A 16,096-nucleotide genomic window follows, 5' to 3' on the forward strand; every position below is an offset into this window, starting at 1 on the left:
TGCGAATCCGGCGGCCCTGCGGGCGGCTCCTCGGGATGCGACACCAGGATTCGTACGGCCAAGACACCGGTCGGCATCGACGTCGGCAAGCGCGCAGCAGCGCCCACGCCGGCTCCAGCACCAGCAGCTGGGTGAGGGCGGCGCCGCCCATCAGGCCGATCAGCCCGGCCGCGGCGAGCCCCGCCAGCCGCGGGACGACCAGCCCGATCGCGCCTGCGGCCTCCACGGTCCCGGTCAGGTACCGCAGCCACTGGCCCCAGCCGATCTCCTCGAAGGTCCTGACGGCGTCGGCCTGGCCGGCGAACTTCGGCAGCGCCGAGGCGAAGAACAGGAACGCGGCGAGCAGGATCTGCGCGCCCCACAGCACCTTGCGCAGCGTGCGGCGCTCCCCGGTCGTGCGGGTGGTGGTGACGCGGGCGGCGGTGTGGGCGGCGGTGTGGGTCTGGGCGCTCATGGCGGCGGTCCTTCCGTGCGGTGTCTCATCGGCCTTTCACTGACGCGTCGCACGGCCGGCCGCCGGATCGACATCCCGCCCCGGATTTCTTCGAAGAATTTTCCGCGGCGGTGTCAGCGCAGGTGAGAGGTGGTGGACGTCACCGCGGTGGAGGCGTCAGGCGTCGCGCGGGTAGCGGGCGCGCACCGCGTCGACGCACCGGTCCCGCGACACTGGTCCCGCGAACCGCAGCCGGTCGTAGGCGGTGAACGGAGGCTCCAGCGCGTCGAGCTCGTCGACCAGGGCGTGCAGCCGCCGCGTCCACGCCGGCGTCCCGGCGTCCGGCTCCGCCGGCGCCGCCTCGATCGCGCTGACCAGGGCGTCCTTGTACTGGATGTTCTGCGGCGTCACCGAGCGCAGGCATACGTACTGCCCGTCGAGGTAGGCGGCCCATTCCGCCTCGGCGGTGGCCGGGTCGTCCCAGTGCGAGAGGAACCAGCCCTTCAGCGCGTCGATGCCTCCCGCCTGCCCGGCGAGGTCGAACAGGTCCGGTGGCACCATCTGCGCGCCGTCGGAGCGCAGGTAGCCGGGCAGGGGCAGCCTGCCCGCCAGCATCAGCCGCCGCACCTCGTCGGCGTCGCGGCCGGTGTCGCGGCACAGGTCGTCCAGGTCGGTGAACCAGGCGGTGACGTAGGCGTCGTCGGCGGCGGTCATCGGGTGGTCGCCGTTGACCTCCCGGAACCGCGCCGCCAGCCGCGCCTTCAACTCGGGGTCGCTCATACGCGGACGCTAGCCCGCGGTCGGTTCGCCGAGCACCGAAGCATCACCGCGCGGCGTTCACCAGGGCGACAGCACGAGCGCCTGGACGGCCAGCGCGGTCACCGCCTGCGCCGCCAGCCACGCCCGCACCCGGGAGCGGTCGACGGCCGCCGCGACCGTGAGCCAGGCGGCGAACGGCACCCAGATCCGCTCGACCTCGCCGCGCGTGACACCGGACACGTCCAGCACCAGCACCCCTAGCAGCGCCGCACCCGCCAGCGCCGCCACCGCCGCCGCCGGTGCGACCGCCCGCGACCGCGGCCCCCGTCCCAGCACGCCCCGCCACAGCACGTCCCTCCATAGGGCGCCCCGGCACAGTTCGGTCAGCGTGCGCGGCAGCGCGTGCGCCACCGCCGGACCGGTCAGCAGGCCCAGCACCGCCAGGTTCGCGAACAGGAAGTAGGCGTAGGAGCGCTGCGCCGATCCGCGGCTGACCAGGTAGGTGTCCAGGGTGGCGCGGACGCCGTCGGGCCACCAGAACCCCAGCAGCGTGAACGCGGCCGGGACCACCGCCAGCCCGGCGCCGGCGGCCGCGAGAGCCCGCGCCCGCGGACGGCCCAGCACCACGACCGCGAGCGGCACCGCCAGCAGCGGCAGCAGCCCGTAGCTCAGATACGGCAGGCACCCCAGCAGCAGGCCGCCCGCCGCGGCCGGGACCAGCGCCCGGTTCCGCCCGCCGCGCGCGGCGAGCGCGAGCAGCGCCGTGCCCCAGGCAGCGACGGCCAGGAAGAACGCGTCCATCGCCGTCGCGATCCACACCGCCAGCGGCGCCAGCGCCAGGAACGGCACCGCCGCCCGCGCCGCGCGCTCCCCCGCCAGGCACCGCACCGTCACCGCGATCGCCGCCGCCGCCGACGTCCCGGCCGCGATGATGAGCGCCGCCGCCCAGCCGGTGCCGCCGAGACCGGCCTTCTCCAGTCCCCACAGCACCAGCATCGGCAGCGGCGGATGCCCCCGCACGTGCGTGGTGTAGCCGCCGAGCCGCTCGGTGAAGGTCCGCAGCCATTCCAGCGGGTCGGGGCGCAGCTGGACCAGGCCCGCCGGATACTCGGTCGGGGCGTCCAGCGGCCGGGCGAGCGCGCCCCACCCGTCGCAGACGGCCAGAGCCACCGTCCACGCGGCGGAGGCCGCCCACACGAGCGGCGGCAGCGCACGCCACGGCAGCCGGGCCGCGAGCGCGGGCAGCGCCGCCACCGCCAGGGCCGCGACGGCGGCGGCGGGCAGCAGCCGCCACGGCGGCGGCCACCCCCGCGCCCGCGCGTGCAGCGGAGGCAGCGGGTCCTCGGTGGCCAGGCCCGCGCGCCGCAGGTACCAGCCCACGGCGAACGCCGCCGCGATCCCGGCCGCCCACACCGCGACGGCCGCCCACCCCGGCCATCCGCGCCCCGCCGGCCTCTCGGCGGCCTCCGCCCGGCCGTGCGCCTCGGTGAGCGTCATCGCCGCCTCTCCTTCCGGGACGGTCGCGGGACGCGGGTCGCTCCGCCGCGCCCCGACGAGCGCCCGGCCCCGCGCCGGGCGGTGATCTCCCGGGCCGCGAGCACGCAGGCCGCCACCACGGCGATCGCGCCCAGCACGATCGCCAGGTTGCGGCCGTAGGGCAGAGGGAGGCGGGACGGCTCGTCGGCGCGGCGCCCGTAGCCCAGCACGACGGGGATCGCGACCACGGTGACGCAGCCGCCGATGACCAGCGCGGCGCGCACGACGCGCCGCCGGCCGGCGGGCACCAGGCCGGTGAGCGCCCCCGCGGCGAGCACCGCCGGGACCAGGACGGCGTCGTGCAGGACGGCCGCCCCGGCGAACCACTTCGCCCACGCGGCCAGGGGGACCTCGTCCACGATCCCGCGCAGCCCGACGGCGATGAGCGCCAGGCCCGCCGCGTACGCCGCCGCCTTCGAGACGATCCGCGCGTTCACGACACCACCAGCCGGTGGACCCATTTGGTCTGCATGACCCCGGGCCGGTTCGGGGCGATGAGACGGCACGGGTGGCCGTGGTCGAGGGCGAGGGGGGCGCCGTTCATGCCGAGGGCCAGCAGCGTCAGCGGGTCGCGCCAGTGCGGCGGGGCGACCAGCGAGGTGCGGTAGAGGCCGTGCCGCTGCAGCGACTCCACCAGGACCTGCGCGTCGTCGGCGACGCCGGCCAGGCGCAGGACGTCGCGCAGCCGCACGCCCCGCCAGTCCGCCTCCACGCTCCAGCCCTCCACGCAGGAGATGGGCAGTCGCGCGGTGTGCTGCGGCAGCGCGCGCAGGTCGGCCAGGGACAGGGTGACCTCCCGCGCGACCCGGCCGGTGACGGTGAGGCGCCAGCGGGGGTCGCGGGCCTGGGCGGTGACGCCGGTCGCGGCGGCCGACTTGTTGACCGGGACGTCCTGCGGCCCGGTGCCGGGGCGGCGCGGCGCCAGCACCGCCAGCGGCGCCAGCGGGGTGACCGCCTCCCCCACCGTGGTGAGCGCGACGACGCCGCTCGCGCCGGCGACGGTGAGCAGGAAGCCGCGGCGCCCGACGCCGTCCTCGGGGCGGGTCATGACGGTGCGGCGCGTCTTGGCCCACTGGTCGGCGATGTGGATGACCAGCGCGCCGACGAGGATGTAGGCCGTCCAGTAGTGCGCGGTGGTGAAGTAGAACCGGAACGCGTACCAGTAGGCGACGTTCAGCACCCCGGTGACGAACTGGAACAGCGCCGCGCCGACCAGGACGAACACCAGCAGCCGCTGCGCGCCGTGGACGAGGGAGCGCACCGGCGGCCACTGCCACAGCCGCGGGTAGACCGTCCACAGCTTGGCCAGCAGCAGCGGGACGGTCGCCAGGCCGCCGATGACGTGCACGCCCTGGGTGACCCGGTACAGGTTCACCGGCCGCGACGGCCACAGCATCCACCCGGCGGGATGCTGCATGAAGTGGCTGACCAGCCCGGTCCCGAAGGAGACCAGGACGCTGACGCCGAGGGCGATGCCGAGCCAGGAGGCGACCCGCTCGTCGTGGAGGCGGCTGGTGAACCGTCCCGGGACGCCGCGCAGCACGGCGGTCGGCGCGGGCGGCCTGCGCCGTCCGGGCGCGGAACTCATTAGCGCACCTCCCCGGTGCGCAGGGCGACGAACCACCGGTCCGCTTCCTGCCAGGACTCGGTCACGGTCGCGGCGCACAGGGCGGCCAGCCCGGTGACGGCGTCGGCGGACACGTGCGCCCAGGGGAACCATTCGCCGACCGAGCGGTCCGAGCGCAGCCGCAGCGGCTCGACCCGGGAGGCCGAGCCGGGCGGGCCGACCTCCGCCAGCGCCCGGCCGCCGGGCGCCAGCAGCGCCAGGACGCGGCGCAGCAGCGCGGCGGGGTCGCCGCCGATGCCGATGTTGCCGTCGGCGAGCAGCACGGTGCGCCAGCGTCCGGCGCCGGGCACGCGGCCGAACACGTCGCGGCACAGGGCCGGGCCGCCCGCCGCGACGGTCAGCGCGACCGCGGAGGGGGCCAGGTCGATGCCCAGCACCGGCAGGCCGCGGCGGGCCAGCGCCACCGTCAGCCGGCCCGGTCCCGACCCGACGTCCAGGGTGGCGCCCTCGCAGCGGTCCAGGAGCCCGCCGTCGCCGTCGCGCACGGCCAGCCAGTCGTGCAGCGGCAGCGGCCGGCGGCGCCCGTCGGCGTGCTCGATCTCCACCGGGGCGCGGCTTCGCAGCGCCTCCTCGTACAGTTCGCCGATCATGCCGGGACGGTCCGGTCGCCGAGGGCCCGCACGGCGGCGGCGAAGCGGCCGTCCGGCGCGGCGGCGGCGACCGCGGCGGCGTCGGCGGGGGTGTCGACGTCGGTGAGCTCGGGCAGCACCGCGGTCCGCAGGCCGGCGGCGCGCAGCCGCGCGAGCTGGACCGCGCCGGTGTCGGGGCGCGACATCGGGACGCCGCGCAGCAGCGCCGCCGCGGGGCGGCGCAGCCCGAGCAGCCAGAACCCGCCGTCGCGGGCGGGTCCGAACACCGCGTCGGCGCGGCCGAGCGCGCTTCGGGCGCGGTCGAGGAGTTCGGGGGTGACCTGCGGGGTGTCCATGCCGATCAGGACCATCGGGCGGCCGGTGTGGGCGTCGGCGAAGGCGTGGGCGAGGCGCTCGTCCAGGCCGCCGCCGCGCTGGGCGATGACGGTGAAGCCGTCCGGCAGCCACGGCCCGGGGTCGCCGGCGAGCGCGAGGACCCGCCGGCCGGCGGGTGCGGCGGCGACGGCGGCGAGGGTGTCGCGCAGGGACGCCTCGGCGAGCGCGGCGGCCTCGGCGGGGGTGTAGGCGGGCGTGAGGCGGGTCTTGACCCGGCCCGGGACGGGCTCCTTGGCGATGACGATGAGGTCGGCGTCGCCGTGCGCGATTCCGCCGCGCCCGGTTCCGCCGGGCTCGGGTGCGGGGGTCATCGGGCTACCTCCGCCAGGACGCGGCGCATGTCGCGGACGGCGCGGACCGTCCCGCCGAGCGTCCCGGTCACCTTCGAGGCGCCGGTGCGGGGACGGTAGGGCACGTCGATCTCGGCGATGCGCCACCCGGCGCGGGCGGCGTGCAGCACCATCTCCAGGGGGTAGCCGAAGCGGCGGTCCCGCAGGCCGAGGGCCAGCAGGGCGTCGCGGCGGGCGGCGCGCATCGGCCCGAGGTCGCGCAGCCGGGTCCCGGCGCGCCGGTTCAGCGACCGGGCCAGCACGGCGTTGCCCAGGCGGGCGTGCGGCGGCCACGCGCCCGGCGCGGTCGGCCGCCGCCGCCCTAGCACCAGGCCCGGCGGCGAGGTGGCGTCGCCGCCGCCGGTTTCCAGGGCGCCGAGCGCGGCGACCAGCCGGGGCAGGTCGGCGGGGTCCAGCGAGGCGTCGGCGTCCATCACGCACACCACCTCGGTCTCGGCGGCGCGCAGTCCGGCGTGGCAGGCGGCGCCGAAGCCGCGCTGCGGCGCGGCCACGACGCGGGCGCCGCGGTCGGCGGCCACGCGCGCGGAGTCGTCGGTGGAGGCGTTGTCGACCACCAGGGCCCGGAACCCGTCGGGCATCCGGTCGAGGACCCAGGGCAACGCCTCGGCCTCGTTCAGGCACGGGAGAACCACATCGATCACAGCTCAGACGCTACTTTCGGTGATGGGGCGGCGACCCTTACGAACTGGTGACGTGCGTCCGGGCGAACTCGGCGACGCCCTCGGCGAACGGCACCCGCGGGCGGAAGCCGAGCTCGCGGCGGGCGCGGTCGGGCCGGGCGACGATGTGGCGGACGTCCCCGAGCCGGTAGTCCCCGGTGACGCGGGGGCGGGGGCCGCCGAACACGTCGGCGAGCGCGCCGGCCATGTCGCCGACGGTGCGGGGGTCGCCGCTGGCGATGTTGTAGGCGCGCAGGCCGCCGGGCTCGGGCGGGGCGGCCGCGGTGCGCTCCAGCGCCAGCACGCCGGCGCGGGCGACGTCGCGGACGTGGACGAAGTCGCGGCGCTGCGCGCCGTCCTCGAACACCAGCGGCGCCCGCCCGTCCATCAGCCGCGACCGGAAGATCGCCGCGACGCCGGCGTAGGGGGTGTCGCGCGGCATCCGCGGCCCGTAGACGTTGTGGTAGCGCAGCGCGGCGACGCAGCCGCCGGTCGCGCGCGCCCACGACGCGGCCAGGTGCTCCTGGGCGAGCTTGGTGTCGGCGTAGGCGTTGCGGGGGCCGGGCGGGGTCTCCTCGCCGACGGCGCCGGGCGCGAGCGGCTTCCCGCACGCCGGGCACGGCGGCTCGAACCGTCCGGCGCGCAGGGCGTCCTCCGGGCGGGGCCCGGGGCGGACGGGACCGTGGGCGGCGCAGGCGTAGGCGCCCTCCCCGTAGACGACCATCGAGGACGCCAGCACCAGGACGCCGACGCCGGCGCGGGCCATCTCGGCGAGCAGCACGGCGGTGCCCTGCACGTTGACGGAGGCGTAGTCGGGCAGGTCGGAGACGTCCACGCCGAGGCCGACCTTGGCGGCCTGGTGGCAGACGGCGTCGACGCCCCGCAGCCGCCGCGCGACCGCGGCGGCGTCGCGGACGTCGGCGGGCGGGTCGCCGAGCCCGTCGGGGCGGGTGTCGAGCCCGCGGACGCTGTGGCCGGCGGCGGTCAGGGCCTCGGCGATGTGCGAGCCGATGAAGCCCGCCGACCCGGTGAGCAGTACGTTCATGCGCACGAACGTAGGGCGCGGGACCCGGCCGGGGCGGCTCGGACGGGCCGGTCAAGGCACCTTGTTCGAACCTTGTAAGAACTTCACCCGGCGGCGGGCACGAGCGGGGCGAGCAGTCCGACGGCCTTGTCGACGTCGGCCTCGGTGGTGCTGAGATGGAACGCGCAGCGCAGCCGCCCGGCCCGCACGGAGGCGATGACGCCGTTGCGGCGCAGCAGGTCGGCGGCGCCGTCGGGGACGGGCACCGACACGATCGCCGAGTCGCCCGGCGGGAGGCCGAGGCCGGCGGCGAACCGGCGCGCCAGCGCGACGTCGTGGTCGTGGATCGCCGGGATGCCGACCTGTTCCAGCAGTTCCAGGGCGGGGGCGTGCCCGGCCCAGCACTGCCACGCCGGGGACAGGTCCAGGCGGCGGGCGCCGCCGGCCAGGCGCAGCGGCAGCCCGTAGATGGAGTCCCAGACGTCGGCGCCGGCGTACCAGCCGGCGCCGATGGCGGGCAGGGCGTCCAGGGCGTCGCGGGCGCCGGCCAGGAAGCAGGTCCCGCGCGGGCCGAGCAGCCACTTGTAGCCGCCGGCGACCAGCCAGTCGACGCGGTCGGCGGGCAGCGGCAGCCATCCGGCGGCCTGGGTGGCGTCCAGCAGGACGCGGGCGCCGTGCGCGCGGGCGGCGCCGATGATCTCGTCCATGGGGGCGATGCGGCCGTCGGCGGACTGCACCGCCGACACCGCGACCAGGGCGGTGCCCGCGCCGACGTGCTCGGCGATCCGCTCCAGCGGGACCGACCGGACGCTCAGGTCGGGGCGGGCGGCGAACGGGAACAGCAGCGAGGTGAAGTCGCCGTCGGCGACCAGGACCTCGGCGCCGGCGGGCAGCGACGCCGCGACCAGCCCGGTGAAGTAGGACACCTGCGGGCCGCACGCGACCCGGTCCGCCGGGACGCCCAGGAGCCGCGCGAACGCCTCCCGGGAGCGCGTGACCGCCTCGTCCAGCGCGCCGGGGTCCAGCACCCCGGACGCCCGGTCGCGTTCGGCGGCGAGCATCGCCTCGTGCGCGGCGCGCGGCGGCAGCCCGTAGGTGGCGGTGTTGAGGAAGGCGACGCCGGCGCCGAACTCGCGCCGCGCCTGCGGCAGGGAAAGGGCCATGTCCCGATCGTGGGGCACCGCCGGGCCATAGCACAAAGTACGGTTTTCTTGGCGTCCCATCAGTGGCGTTGATACCTTGCGGCGATGCTGGACCTGCATCGCGGCCGGATCCTGCGCGAGGTGGCGCGGCTCGGGTCGATGACCGCCGCCGCCCGCTCCCTGGCCTACACCCAGCCCGCGGTGTCGCACCACATCGCGCGCCTGGAGGCCGAGGTCGGCACCCCGCTGGTGGTGCGGCACGGCCGGGGCGTGCGGCTGACCGAGGCGGGCCGGGTCCTGGTCGAGCACGTCGAGGACGTGCTGGCCCGCATGGGCGACGCCGAGGAGCGGATCGCCGCGATCGCCGGGCTGCGCGCCGGCCGGGTGCGGGCCGCGGTGTTCCCGACGGCGGCGGGCGGGCTGATGCCCGACGCCCTGGTCCGGCTGCGCGCCCGCGCGCCGGGAGTGTCGGTGACCCTGGTGGACGCCGAGCCGCCCGAGGCGCTGGCGCTGCTGCGCGCCGGGGAGGCCGACGTCGCGGTGGTGTTCCGGCACGCGTCCGTGCCGCCCGAGACCGACGCGCGGTTCCGGGAGGTCGTGCTGTGCGAGGACCCGCTGCGGCTGCTGGTCCCGGCGGCGCATCCGCTGGCGTCGGCGGAGCGGCCGCGGCTGGAGGACCTGGCCGGGGAGACGTGGGCGTCGGGCTGCGCGCGGTGCCGCGACCATCTGCGGTGGGCGTGCGCGCGCGCCGGGTTCACCCCCGACATCGCCTTCGCCACCGAGGACCACGTCGCGGTCCAGCGGCTGGTCGCGCGGGGCCTGGCCGTGACGACGCTGCCGGCGCTGGCGCTCGCCCTGCACACCGAGCCGGGCGTGGCGCTGCCCGACGTGCGCGGCGTCGGGAGCCGCCGCGTCAGCGCGGTCGTCGCCGCGGGCCCGCGGCCGCCCGCGGTGGCGGCGCTGCTGGACGAGCTGGCCGCCGCCTCCGGCGCGACGGGCTAGGGCGCAGCGGTCAGGACGGGTGGGCGGTCAGGACAGATGGCGGTGCAGGTCGGTGAGGCGGCTCGCGGCGGCCTTCACCGCTTCGGCCAGGGCGGGCATCCGGTCGTCGCCGAACCGCACCGAGGGGCCCTGCAGCGCGACGGCGGCGAACACGCGCCCGCCGCCGTCGCGGACCGGCGCGGCCACGGCGCGGACGCCGGCCAGCCGCTCCTCGTCGTTGACGGAGTAGCCGCGTTCGCGGACGCCCCGCAGGTCGGCCTCCAGCTCGGCGCGCGTGGTGAGGGTGGCGGAGGTGTGGCGGGCGTAGGGCTCCTCCATCGCGACGGGGTCGCCGTCGAAGGCCAGCAGCGCCTTGCCCGTCGCGCACGCGTGGATCGGGTCGCGGTCGCCGGGCGGCTGGTCGTAGCGCAGCGGATGGACCGACGGCAGGTGCAGCAGCACCGCGACCTCGTCGCCGGCCCGCACGCCGAGGCTGACCGCCTCGCCCGTCCCGTCGCGCAGCGCGGTCAGCTCGGGCTGCAGCAGGGTCGAGCCCATCCGCTCCAGCGCCAGGCGGCCGAGGATGGCGGTGGTGGGGCCGAGGAAGTACCGCTCGGTCGCGGGGTCCTGCGCGAGCATCCCGGTGGCGTGCAGGGCGCCCACGATGCGGTGCGCGGTGCTGACCGACAGGCCGAGGCGGTGCGCGATCTCGGTGGGGGTCTGCCGGGCGGCGTCCTCGAAGGACCGCAGCACCGCCACGGAGCGGTCCACCGTCTGCGTGCCCGGCCTGGGCTGGGGCGTCCCTTCCGCGCGGTCGTCCGTCACGGGTCCCATCCTCCCACCGCGCCCGGCGCCGGGACGGCGGGGGGCGTGCGATAGTGGGGCGCGTGGCACCCGACACCCCGGTACGCGCGCCCCGTCCCCCCAAGGCCCGCACGGCGGGCGGGAGGGCGCGGGGCCCCTCGCCGTCGCTGACGGTCCGGCACGGGATCGGGTTCACGAGGAACCCGTGCGCGAGCCTGCTGCGCCTGTACGCCGAGGCGGGCCCGGTCGCCGTCGTCGGGACGCGCCGGAGGCCGTTCGTGCACCTGTTCGGCCCCGACGCCAACGCGTTCGTGTTCGCCAACTCCGGCCTGTTCCGCTGGCGGGAGGCGTTCGACCTGCTGGTGCCGGTGAACGGGGAGACCGCGCTGATCGTCAGCGACGGCGCCGACCACCGGCGGCGGCGCAGGCTCGTGCAGCCGGCCTTCCACCACCGGCGCGTCGCCGGGTACGTGGCGCGGATGGCGGCCAACACCGACGCGGCGCTGGAGTCCTGGCGCCCCGGCCGGACGCTGGACGCCTACGCCGAGCTGCGCGCGGTGATCCGCCGCAGCACGGTGGAGGTGCTGTTCGGCGACCGGCTCGCCGCCGACAGCGAGGTGATCGGGCGGCGCCTGCAGGTCGCGCTCGCGGCCGTCGACCGCAACTTCGTGCTGCAGATGGTGCTGCGGTCGGTGCCCAACCCCTACATGCGGCGCGTCGCGGCGTCGCGGGCGCTGGTCGCCCGGCGGGTGGACGAGGAGATCGAGCGGCGGCTGCGCGAGGGCGGCGAGTACGACGACGTGCTGGGCATGCTGCTGTCCTCGCGCGACGAGGACGGCGCGAGCCTGACCCGCCAGGAGCTCCAGGACCAGGTCATCAGCCTGATCTCGGCCGGGTACGACACCACCAGCGCGGCGATGGCGTGGGCGGTGCACGCGCTGCTGGCCCATCCGCGGGCCGAGGAGCGGGCGCGGCGGGAGGTGGCCGAAGTGGTCGGCGACCGGCCGGTCGAGGCCGACGACCTGCCCGCGCTGGAGTACCTGGACGGGGTGGTGAACGAGACGCTGCGGCTGTTCCCGCCCGCCGTGCTCAGCGCCCGCGTCCCGGTCGAGGACTTCTCCTACGGCGGGCACCGGGTCCCGGCGGGGGCGATGGTGTTCTACTCGCCGTTCGTCACCCACCGGATGCCGGAGGTGTGGCCGCAGGCGGGGCGGTTCCTGCCCGAGCGATGGGACCGGTCCTCGGAGCTGTACCGCCCCACCACCCCCGCGACGTACCTTCCGTTCGGCGGCGGCCCGCACCGCTGCATCGGCTCGACGCTGGCGACGGTGGAGATCAAGACGATGCTGGCGTGCCTGCTGCGCCGCACGCGGCTGTCCCTGGTCTCCCCCGCCGCCACGCCGACGAGCGTGACCGCGATGCGCCCGCGCGGCGGCGTGCCGGTGCGGGTGCTCGGCTAGTCCGGGTCTCCGGCTAGTTCTGGCGCAGGCAGACGCAGAAGGGGTGCCCGGCCGGGTCGGTCAGGACGCGCCAGCGGTCGCCGCCGGGCTGGAAGTCGGGCCTGGCCCCGCCGAGGCCGGTGACGGTCTCCTCGGCCTTGTCCAGGTCGTCGACGTAGAAGTCGAGGTGGAACTGCTGGGGCCGCTCCCCCTCGGGCCAGGTGGGCGGCCGGTGCCCGGCGACGCCCTGGAAGTAGACGTCCATGCCGTTGGGCAGCTTGACGGCGGCGGCCTCGGGGGTGTCGTAGGTGATCTCGCCTCCGGTCACCGCGGCGTAGAACGCGGCGAGGGCGGGCGGCTCCGGGCAGTCGAGGCTGACGGCGACGAACTCCGCGATACCGGGCATCTATCGGCTCCTTCGTGATCGGTGTGCCCTCAGACTCCCAGGGGAAGCTGACATCTTCTGTCAGGTACAGCGATCATTCCGAGGCGAAGCCGCCGGGCCGGTGAGGCGCCCCGGCCCGGCGGCGCGGGCCAGTCGCTCGGCCATGGCCGCCACGCGGTCGCGCAACTCGGCCGGTTCGCGGATCTCGAAGTCGATGTCGAGGTAGGCGATGCGCAGCGCCGTCCACTCCAGCGAGTCGGCGGAGGTGCGCAGCACGCAGGTGCGGTCGTCGACCGGCTCGATCTCGTTCTCGGCCACGCGGAACCGGTCGGCCAGTTCCCGCGCGGACGCGCGCACGAGCAGCACCGCCCGCGTCGCCGGATCCGATCCCGCCAAGAAGCGGGTGACGAACTCGCCCGTGTCGGCGGCGGGCAGCTCCCGCGGCGCGACGCGCACGCCGGTCGGCAGCGGGGAGGACGCGCGGTCGACGCGGAAGACCCGCCAGTCGTCGCGGACGGTGTCGAACGCGACCAGGTACCAGCGCCGTCCCGCCGACACCAGGCCGTGCGGCTCGACCAGGCGCCGGGTCTCCCGCCCGTCGGCGCCGCGGTAGGCGAAGCGGACGCGCTCGTGGTCGCGGCACGCCGCGGCCAGCACCGTCAGGGTCTCGGGGGCCGCGACCGGCCCGGCGGGCGGGGAGCCCAGGGTGGTGGTGGCGGCGTGCAGGGCGGTGACGCGGCGCCGCAGCCGCGCGGGCAGGACCTGTTCGAGCTTGGCCAGGGCGCGCACGGACGCCTCGGCGATGCCCTCGACCGCTCCCCCGGTGGCGGCGCGCAGCCCGACGGCGATCGCGACGGCCTCCTCGTCGTCCAGCAGCAGCGGCGGCATCGCGGCCCCGGCCTCCAGGACGTAGCCGCCGGCCGCGCCGAGCGTGGCGTGCACGGGGTACCCGAGGCCGCGCAGCCGCTCGATGTCGCGGCGGACGGTGCGGGGGCTGACGGACAGGCGCTCGCACAGCTCCGGGCCGCTCCACTCGCGGCGGGTCTGCAGCAGCGACAGCAGCCGCAGCAGGCGTTCGGACGACATGACCCCAGTATGCGGCGAATGCGGTCAGAATCTGGCCTCTTTGCCTCCTAGCGTTCCGGTCATGAACGGGGACCACATCGTCATCGCCGGCGCCAGGAACAACAACCTCAAGGACGTCTCGCTGCGCATCCCCAAGAACCGGCTCGTGGTGTTCACCGGGGTGTCGGGCTCGGGCAAGTCGTCGATCGTGTTCGGGACGGTCGCGGCGGAGTCGCAGCGGCAGCTGAACGAGACGCTCAGTTGGTTCGCCCGCGACCGGATGCCCCGCCGCGAGCGGCCCGACGCCGACGTCATCGACCGCCTCGCGCCGGCGGTCGTGGTCGACCAGCGGCCGATCGGCGGCAACGCCCGCTCCACGGTCGGCACCATCACCGACATCTCCCCCGTCCTGCGCGTCCTGTTCTCCCGGCACGGCACGCCGAGCGCCGGCGAGGCCGCCGCCTACTCCTTCAACGACCCGCGCGGCATGTGCCCCGAATGCGACGGCCTCGGGCACGTCGCGCGGGTCGACCTGGACCGGTTCCTGGACACCGGGCGGTCGCTGAACGAGGGCGCCGTCGACTTCCCGCCGTTCGGCGTGGGGACGTTCGTGTGGCAGCTCTACGCCGAGTCGGGCCTGTTCGACCCCGACAAGCCGCTGCGGGACTTCACCCCCGAGGAGTGGGACCTGCTCCTGCACGGCAAGGGGTTCCGGGTGCCGCGCCGCAACCGGACCGGGTCGATGGGCCACAACGCCTACGAGGGCGTGATCGAGCGGTTCCAGCGCCTCTACCTCAAGCGGGACCTGGCGTCCCTGCCGCCCAAGGTGCGCGACGCGGCCCGCCGCGTGGTGCGCGAGCAGACCTGCCCGGCCTGCGGCGGAGCGCGGCTCAACGCGGCGGCGCTGGCCTCGCGCGTCGGCGGCCGCACCATCGCCGAGATGTCGCGAATGGAGGTCGGGGACCTGGTCGCCGCGCTCGGCGAGATCACCGACCCGGTCGCCGCGCGGGTCGCCGGGGAGGCCGCCGCGCGGCTGCGGCGGCTGACCGACATCGGCCTGTCCTACCTGTCCCTGGACCGGCCGACCCGCACGCTGTCGGGCGGGGAGGCGCAGCGGCTCAAGGTCGTCCGGCACCTGGGGTCCAGCCTGACCGGGATGACCTACATCTTCGACGAGCCGAGCGCGGGCCTGCACCCGCGCGACGTCGACCGGCTGAACGCGCTGCTGCTGCGGCTGCGCGACAAGGGCAACACCGTGCTGGTGGTCGAGCACGACCCGGCGGTGATCGCCGTCGCCGACCACGTGGTCGACATGGGGCCCGGTGCGGGCGTGCACGGCGGCGAGGTCGTGTTCACCGGCACGGTCGCGGGGCTGCGCGCGGCCGCGACCCCGACCGGGCGGGCGCTGGGCCGCGCGGTGCGGGTGAAGGACGCGTTCCGGGAGCCGGGCGGATGGCTGGAGGTGACCGGCGCCCGCACCCACAACCTCAAGGACGTGACGGTGCGGTTCCCCGCCGGCGTGCTCACGGCGGTCACCGGCGTGGCCGGGTCGGGCAAGAGCACCCTGGTCATGGACGAGTTCGCCGCGCGGCACCCCGGCGCCGTCGTGGTGGACCAGTCGGCGATCGCGGCGTCCCGCCGGTCCAGCCCCGCCACGTTCGTCGGCGTGATGGACCCGCTGCGCCGCCTGTTCGCGCGGGCGAGCGGCGCCGACGCGGCGCTGTTCAGCCACAACTCCAAGGGCGCGTGCCCCGAGTGCGACGGCAACGGCGTCATCGTCACCGACCTGGCGTTCATGGACCCGGTCACCACCACGTGCCGGGCGTGCCGGGGCGGCCGGTACCGCCCCGAGGTCCTCGCGCACACGCTGCGCGGCCGCACGATCGTGGACGTCCTGGCGATGACCGCCGAGGAGGCACTGCCGTTCTTCACCGGGGACGCCGCCGGAGACGCCGACCCGTCCGAACGCGCGATCGCCGCGCGGCTGCGCGCTCTCAACGAGGTGGGGCTCGGCTACATGACGCTCGGGCGGCCGCTGGGGTCGCTGTCGGGCGGCGAGCGCCAGCGCATCAAGCTGGCGACCCGGCTGCACCGCCCCGGGACGGTCTACGTGCTGGACGAGCCCACGACGGGCCTGCACATGTCCGACGTCGGGGCGCTGCTGGCGCTGCTGGACCGGCTGGTGGACGGCGGCGGGACCGTCATCGTCGTCGAGCACGACCTCCAGGTGGTCGCGCACGCCGACTGGGTGGTCGACCTCGGGCCCGGCGGGGGCCGGCACGGCGGCGAGGTCGTGTTCGCCGGCACCCCCGCCGCGCTGCTGGAGGAGCCGTCCTCGGTCACGGCGGAGTTCCTGCGCCGCGGCCTGCCCGGGCGGGCCGCGGCGCGCCGCTAGTTGTCGGGGACCAGGCGTGCCGGGAAGCCGCCGGTCGCGATCGGCCCCCACCGCTCGATGGTGACGCGGATCAGGGACTTGTCCTGGCGGCGCATCGCCTCCCGGTACTCGTCCCAGTCGGGGTGCTCCCCGGCGATGCAGCGGTAGTAGTCGACGAGCGCGTCGGCGGCCTCGGGCATGTCGATGACCTCGGCGGTGCCGTCGACCTGCACGTAGGGGCCGTTGAAGTCGTCGGACAGCACGCACACCGACACGCGCGGGTCGCGGCGGGCGTTGCGGGCCTTGGCCCGCTCGGGATAGGTGGACACGACGATGCGGTCCTGGTCGTCGACGCCGCACGTCACCGGCGACATCTGGGGCCGGCCGTCGGCGCGGGCGGTGGACAGCAGCGCGTGGTGGCGGGGACGCAGGAACTCCAGCAGTTCGGAGCGGTCGACGCGGTTCGCGGTGGCGATCGAAGGAGCCATGCCCGCAACTCTAGGAAGCGGGCGCCGATGAGTTCGCGACCGCCCCGCCGTCTTCGCGGCTCGGG

17 protein-coding genes are annotated in these 16,096 nt (G+C 76.5%); 3 read left to right on the forward strand and 14 right to left on the reverse strand.

Annotation, left to right across the window (positions count from 1 at the left end; all coding sequences use genetic code 11):
• The 10 genes from AB0C87_RS42170 to AB0C87_RS42215 all read right to left on the reverse strand — a co-directional run.
• Positions 1–454, reverse strand: a 454-nt coding sequence (locus AB0C87_RS42170) for a DoxX family protein (RefSeq protein ID WP_360582180.1), incomplete at its 3' end; no start/stop codon positions are given.
• Positions 455–610: 156 nt separating this feature from the next.
• Positions 611–1,213 (reverse strand): DUF6058 family natural product biosynthesis protein, encoded by a 603-nt coding sequence (locus tag AB0C87_RS42175; protein ID WP_360582182.1) that lies wholly within the window; start codon positions 1,211–1,213, stop codon positions 611–613.
• A 57-nt stretch (positions 1,214–1,270) separates the two neighbouring features.
• Positions 1,271–2,689: a hypothetical protein gene (locus tag AB0C87_RS42180; protein ID WP_360582184.1), complete on the reverse strand. Its 1,419-nt coding sequence runs from the start codon at positions 2,687–2,689 to the stop codon at positions 1,271–1,273.
• Complete coding sequence (locus AB0C87_RS42185; protein WP_360582186.1) at positions 2,686–3,165, reverse strand: hypothetical protein; 480 nt, start codon at positions 3,163–3,165, stop codon at positions 2,686–2,688. Before AB0C87_RS42185 ends, AB0C87_RS42180 begins: the two co-directional genes overlap by 4 nt.
• The gene (locus AB0C87_RS42190; protein WP_360582188.1) at positions 3,162–4,316 is read right to left on the reverse strand and encodes a molybdopterin-dependent oxidoreductase; all 1,155 of its coding nucleotides are present in this window, start codon (positions 4,314–4,316) and stop codon (positions 3,162–3,164) included. The genes AB0C87_RS42185 and AB0C87_RS42190 overlap by 4 nt, the downstream gene beginning before the upstream one ends.
• Positions 4,316–4,945, reverse strand: a complete 630-nt coding sequence (locus tag AB0C87_RS42195) for a class I SAM-dependent methyltransferase (RefSeq protein WP_360582190.1) — start codon at positions 4,943–4,945, stop codon at positions 4,316–4,318. The genes AB0C87_RS42190 and AB0C87_RS42195 overlap by 1 nt, the downstream gene beginning before the upstream one ends.
• The gene (locus AB0C87_RS42200) at positions 4,942–5,631 is read right to left on the reverse strand and encodes a TIGR04282 family arsenosugar biosynthesis glycosyltransferase (RefSeq protein ID WP_360582192.1); all 690 of its coding nucleotides are present in this window, start codon (positions 5,629–5,631) and stop codon (positions 4,942–4,944) included. Before AB0C87_RS42200 ends, AB0C87_RS42195 begins: the two co-directional genes overlap by 4 nt.
• Positions 5,628–6,311, reverse strand: a complete 684-nt coding sequence (locus AB0C87_RS42205; protein WP_360582194.1) for a glycosyltransferase family 2 protein — start codon at positions 6,309–6,311, stop codon at positions 5,628–5,630. Before AB0C87_RS42205 ends, AB0C87_RS42200 begins: the two co-directional genes overlap by 4 nt.
• 37 nt (positions 6,312–6,348) lie before the next feature.
• Positions 6,349–7,374 carry an NAD-dependent epimerase/dehydratase family protein gene (locus AB0C87_RS42210; protein WP_360582196.1) on the reverse strand — a complete coding sequence of 342 codons (1,026 nt, stop codon included), beginning with the start codon at positions 7,372–7,374 and terminating at the stop codon, positions 6,349–6,351.
• 83 nt (positions 7,375–7,457) lie between these two features.
• Complete coding sequence (locus tag AB0C87_RS42215) at positions 7,458–8,516, reverse strand: aminotransferase class V-fold PLP-dependent enzyme (RefSeq protein ID WP_353834901.1); 1,059 nt, start codon at positions 8,514–8,516, stop codon at positions 7,458–7,460.
• Positions 8,517–8,600: 84 nt separating this feature from the next.
• Between AB0C87_RS42215 and AB0C87_RS42220 the strand changes: the two genes are divergently transcribed.
• Positions 8,601–9,497: a LysR family transcriptional regulator gene (locus AB0C87_RS42220; protein WP_345186901.1), complete on the forward strand. Its 897-nt coding sequence runs from the start codon at positions 8,601–8,603 to the stop codon at positions 9,495–9,497.
• Positions 9,498–9,524: 27 nt separating this feature from the next.
• Here AB0C87_RS42220 and AB0C87_RS42225 read toward each other — a convergent pair whose 3' ends face one another.
• Entirely contained in the window at positions 9,525–10,301 is a 777-nt protein-coding gene (locus AB0C87_RS42225) for an IclR family transcriptional regulator (protein ID WP_360356191.1), read from the reverse strand.
• A 62-nt stretch (positions 10,302–10,363) separates the two neighbouring features.
• Between AB0C87_RS42225 and AB0C87_RS42230 the strand changes: the two genes are divergently transcribed.
• Positions 10,364–11,740 (forward strand): cytochrome P450, encoded by a 1,377-nt coding sequence (locus tag AB0C87_RS42230; RefSeq protein WP_360582198.1) that lies wholly within the window; start codon positions 10,364–10,366, stop codon positions 11,738–11,740.
• Positions 11,741–11,753: 13 nt separating this feature from the next.
• Here AB0C87_RS42230 and AB0C87_RS42235 read toward each other — a convergent pair whose 3' ends face one another.
• Positions 11,754–12,125, reverse strand: a complete 372-nt coding sequence (locus AB0C87_RS42235) for a VOC family protein (protein ID WP_345186909.1) — start codon at positions 12,123–12,125, stop codon at positions 11,754–11,756.
• A gap of 60 nt (positions 12,126–12,185) precedes the next feature.
• Positions 12,186–13,190, reverse strand: a complete 1,005-nt coding sequence (locus AB0C87_RS42240; protein WP_360356196.1) for a YafY family protein — start codon at positions 13,188–13,190, stop codon at positions 12,186–12,188.
• A 61-nt stretch (positions 13,191–13,251) separates the two neighbouring features.
• On the opposite strand from AB0C87_RS42240, the gene AB0C87_RS42245 reads away from it, so the two are divergent.
• Positions 13,252–15,564 carry an excinuclease ABC subunit UvrA gene (locus AB0C87_RS42245; protein WP_360582200.1) on the forward strand — a complete coding sequence of 771 codons (2,313 nt, stop codon included), beginning with the start codon at positions 13,252–13,254 and terminating at the stop codon, positions 15,562–15,564.
• Here AB0C87_RS42245 and AB0C87_RS42250 read toward each other — a convergent pair.
• Complete coding sequence (locus tag AB0C87_RS42250) at positions 15,561–16,031, reverse strand: PPOX class F420-dependent oxidoreductase (protein ID WP_360582202.1); 471 nt, start codon at positions 16,029–16,031, stop codon at positions 15,561–15,563. The two genes, AB0C87_RS42245 and AB0C87_RS42250, sit on opposite strands and share 4 nt — an antisense overlap.
• Between the last annotated feature and the right edge of the window lie 65 nt (positions 16,032–16,096).

This window comes from Actinomadura sp. NPDC048021 (assembly GCF_040653135.1).
GTDB classification, from domain to species: domain Bacteria; phylum Actinomycetota; class Actinomycetes; order Streptosporangiales; family Streptosporangiaceae; genus Spirillospora; species Spirillospora verrucosospora.

What these genes read in the sequence shown, in the direction of transcription:
- AB0C87_RS42215 (WP_353834901.1), bottom strand. Translation starts at nt 8,516, where the DNA reads ATGGCCCTTTCCCTGCCGCAGGCGCGGCGCGAGTTCGGCGCCGGCGTC.
- AB0C87_RS42220 (WP_345186901.1), top strand. Translation starts at nt 8,601, where the DNA reads ATGCTGGACCTGCATCGCGGCCGGATCCTGCGCGAGGTGGCGCGGCTC.
- AB0C87_RS42195 (WP_360582190.1), bottom strand. Translation starts at nt 4,945, where the DNA reads ATGATCGGCGAACTGTACGAGGAGGCGCTGCGAAGCCGCGCCCCGGTG.
- AB0C87_RS42180 (WP_360582184.1), bottom strand. Translation starts at nt 2,689, where the DNA reads ATGACGCTCACCGAGGCGCACGGCCGGGCGGAGGCCGCCGAGAGGCCG.
- AB0C87_RS42200 (WP_360582192.1), bottom strand. Translation starts at nt 5,631, where the DNA reads ATGACCCCCGCACCCGAGCCCGGCGGAACCGGGCGCGGCGGAATCGCG.
- AB0C87_RS42190 (WP_360582188.1), bottom strand. Translation starts at nt 4,316, where the DNA reads ATGAGTTCCGCGCCCGGACGGCGCAGGCCGCCCGCGCCGACCGCCGTG.
- AB0C87_RS42235 (WP_345186909.1), bottom strand. Translation starts at nt 12,125, where the DNA reads ATGCCCGGTATCGCGGAGTTCGTCGCCGTCAGCCTCGACTGCCCGGAG.
- AB0C87_RS42245 (WP_360582200.1), top strand. Translation starts at nt 13,252, where the DNA reads ATGAACGGGGACCACATCGTCATCGCCGGCGCCAGGAACAACAACCTC.
- AB0C87_RS42250 (WP_360582202.1), bottom strand. Translation starts at nt 16,031, where the DNA reads ATGGCTCCTTCGATCGCCACCGCGAACCGCGTCGACCGCTCCGAACTG.
- AB0C87_RS42240 (WP_360356196.1), bottom strand. Translation starts at nt 13,190, where the DNA reads ATGTCGTCCGAACGCCTGCTGCGGCTGCTGTCGCTGCTGCAGACCCGC.
- AB0C87_RS42175 (WP_360582182.1), bottom strand. Translation starts at nt 1,213, where the DNA reads ATGAGCGACCCCGAGTTGAAGGCGCGGCTGGCGGCGCGGTTCCGGGAG.
- AB0C87_RS42210 (WP_360582196.1), bottom strand. Translation starts at nt 7,374, where the DNA reads ATGAACGTACTGCTCACCGGGTCGGCGGGCTTCATCGGCTCGCACATC.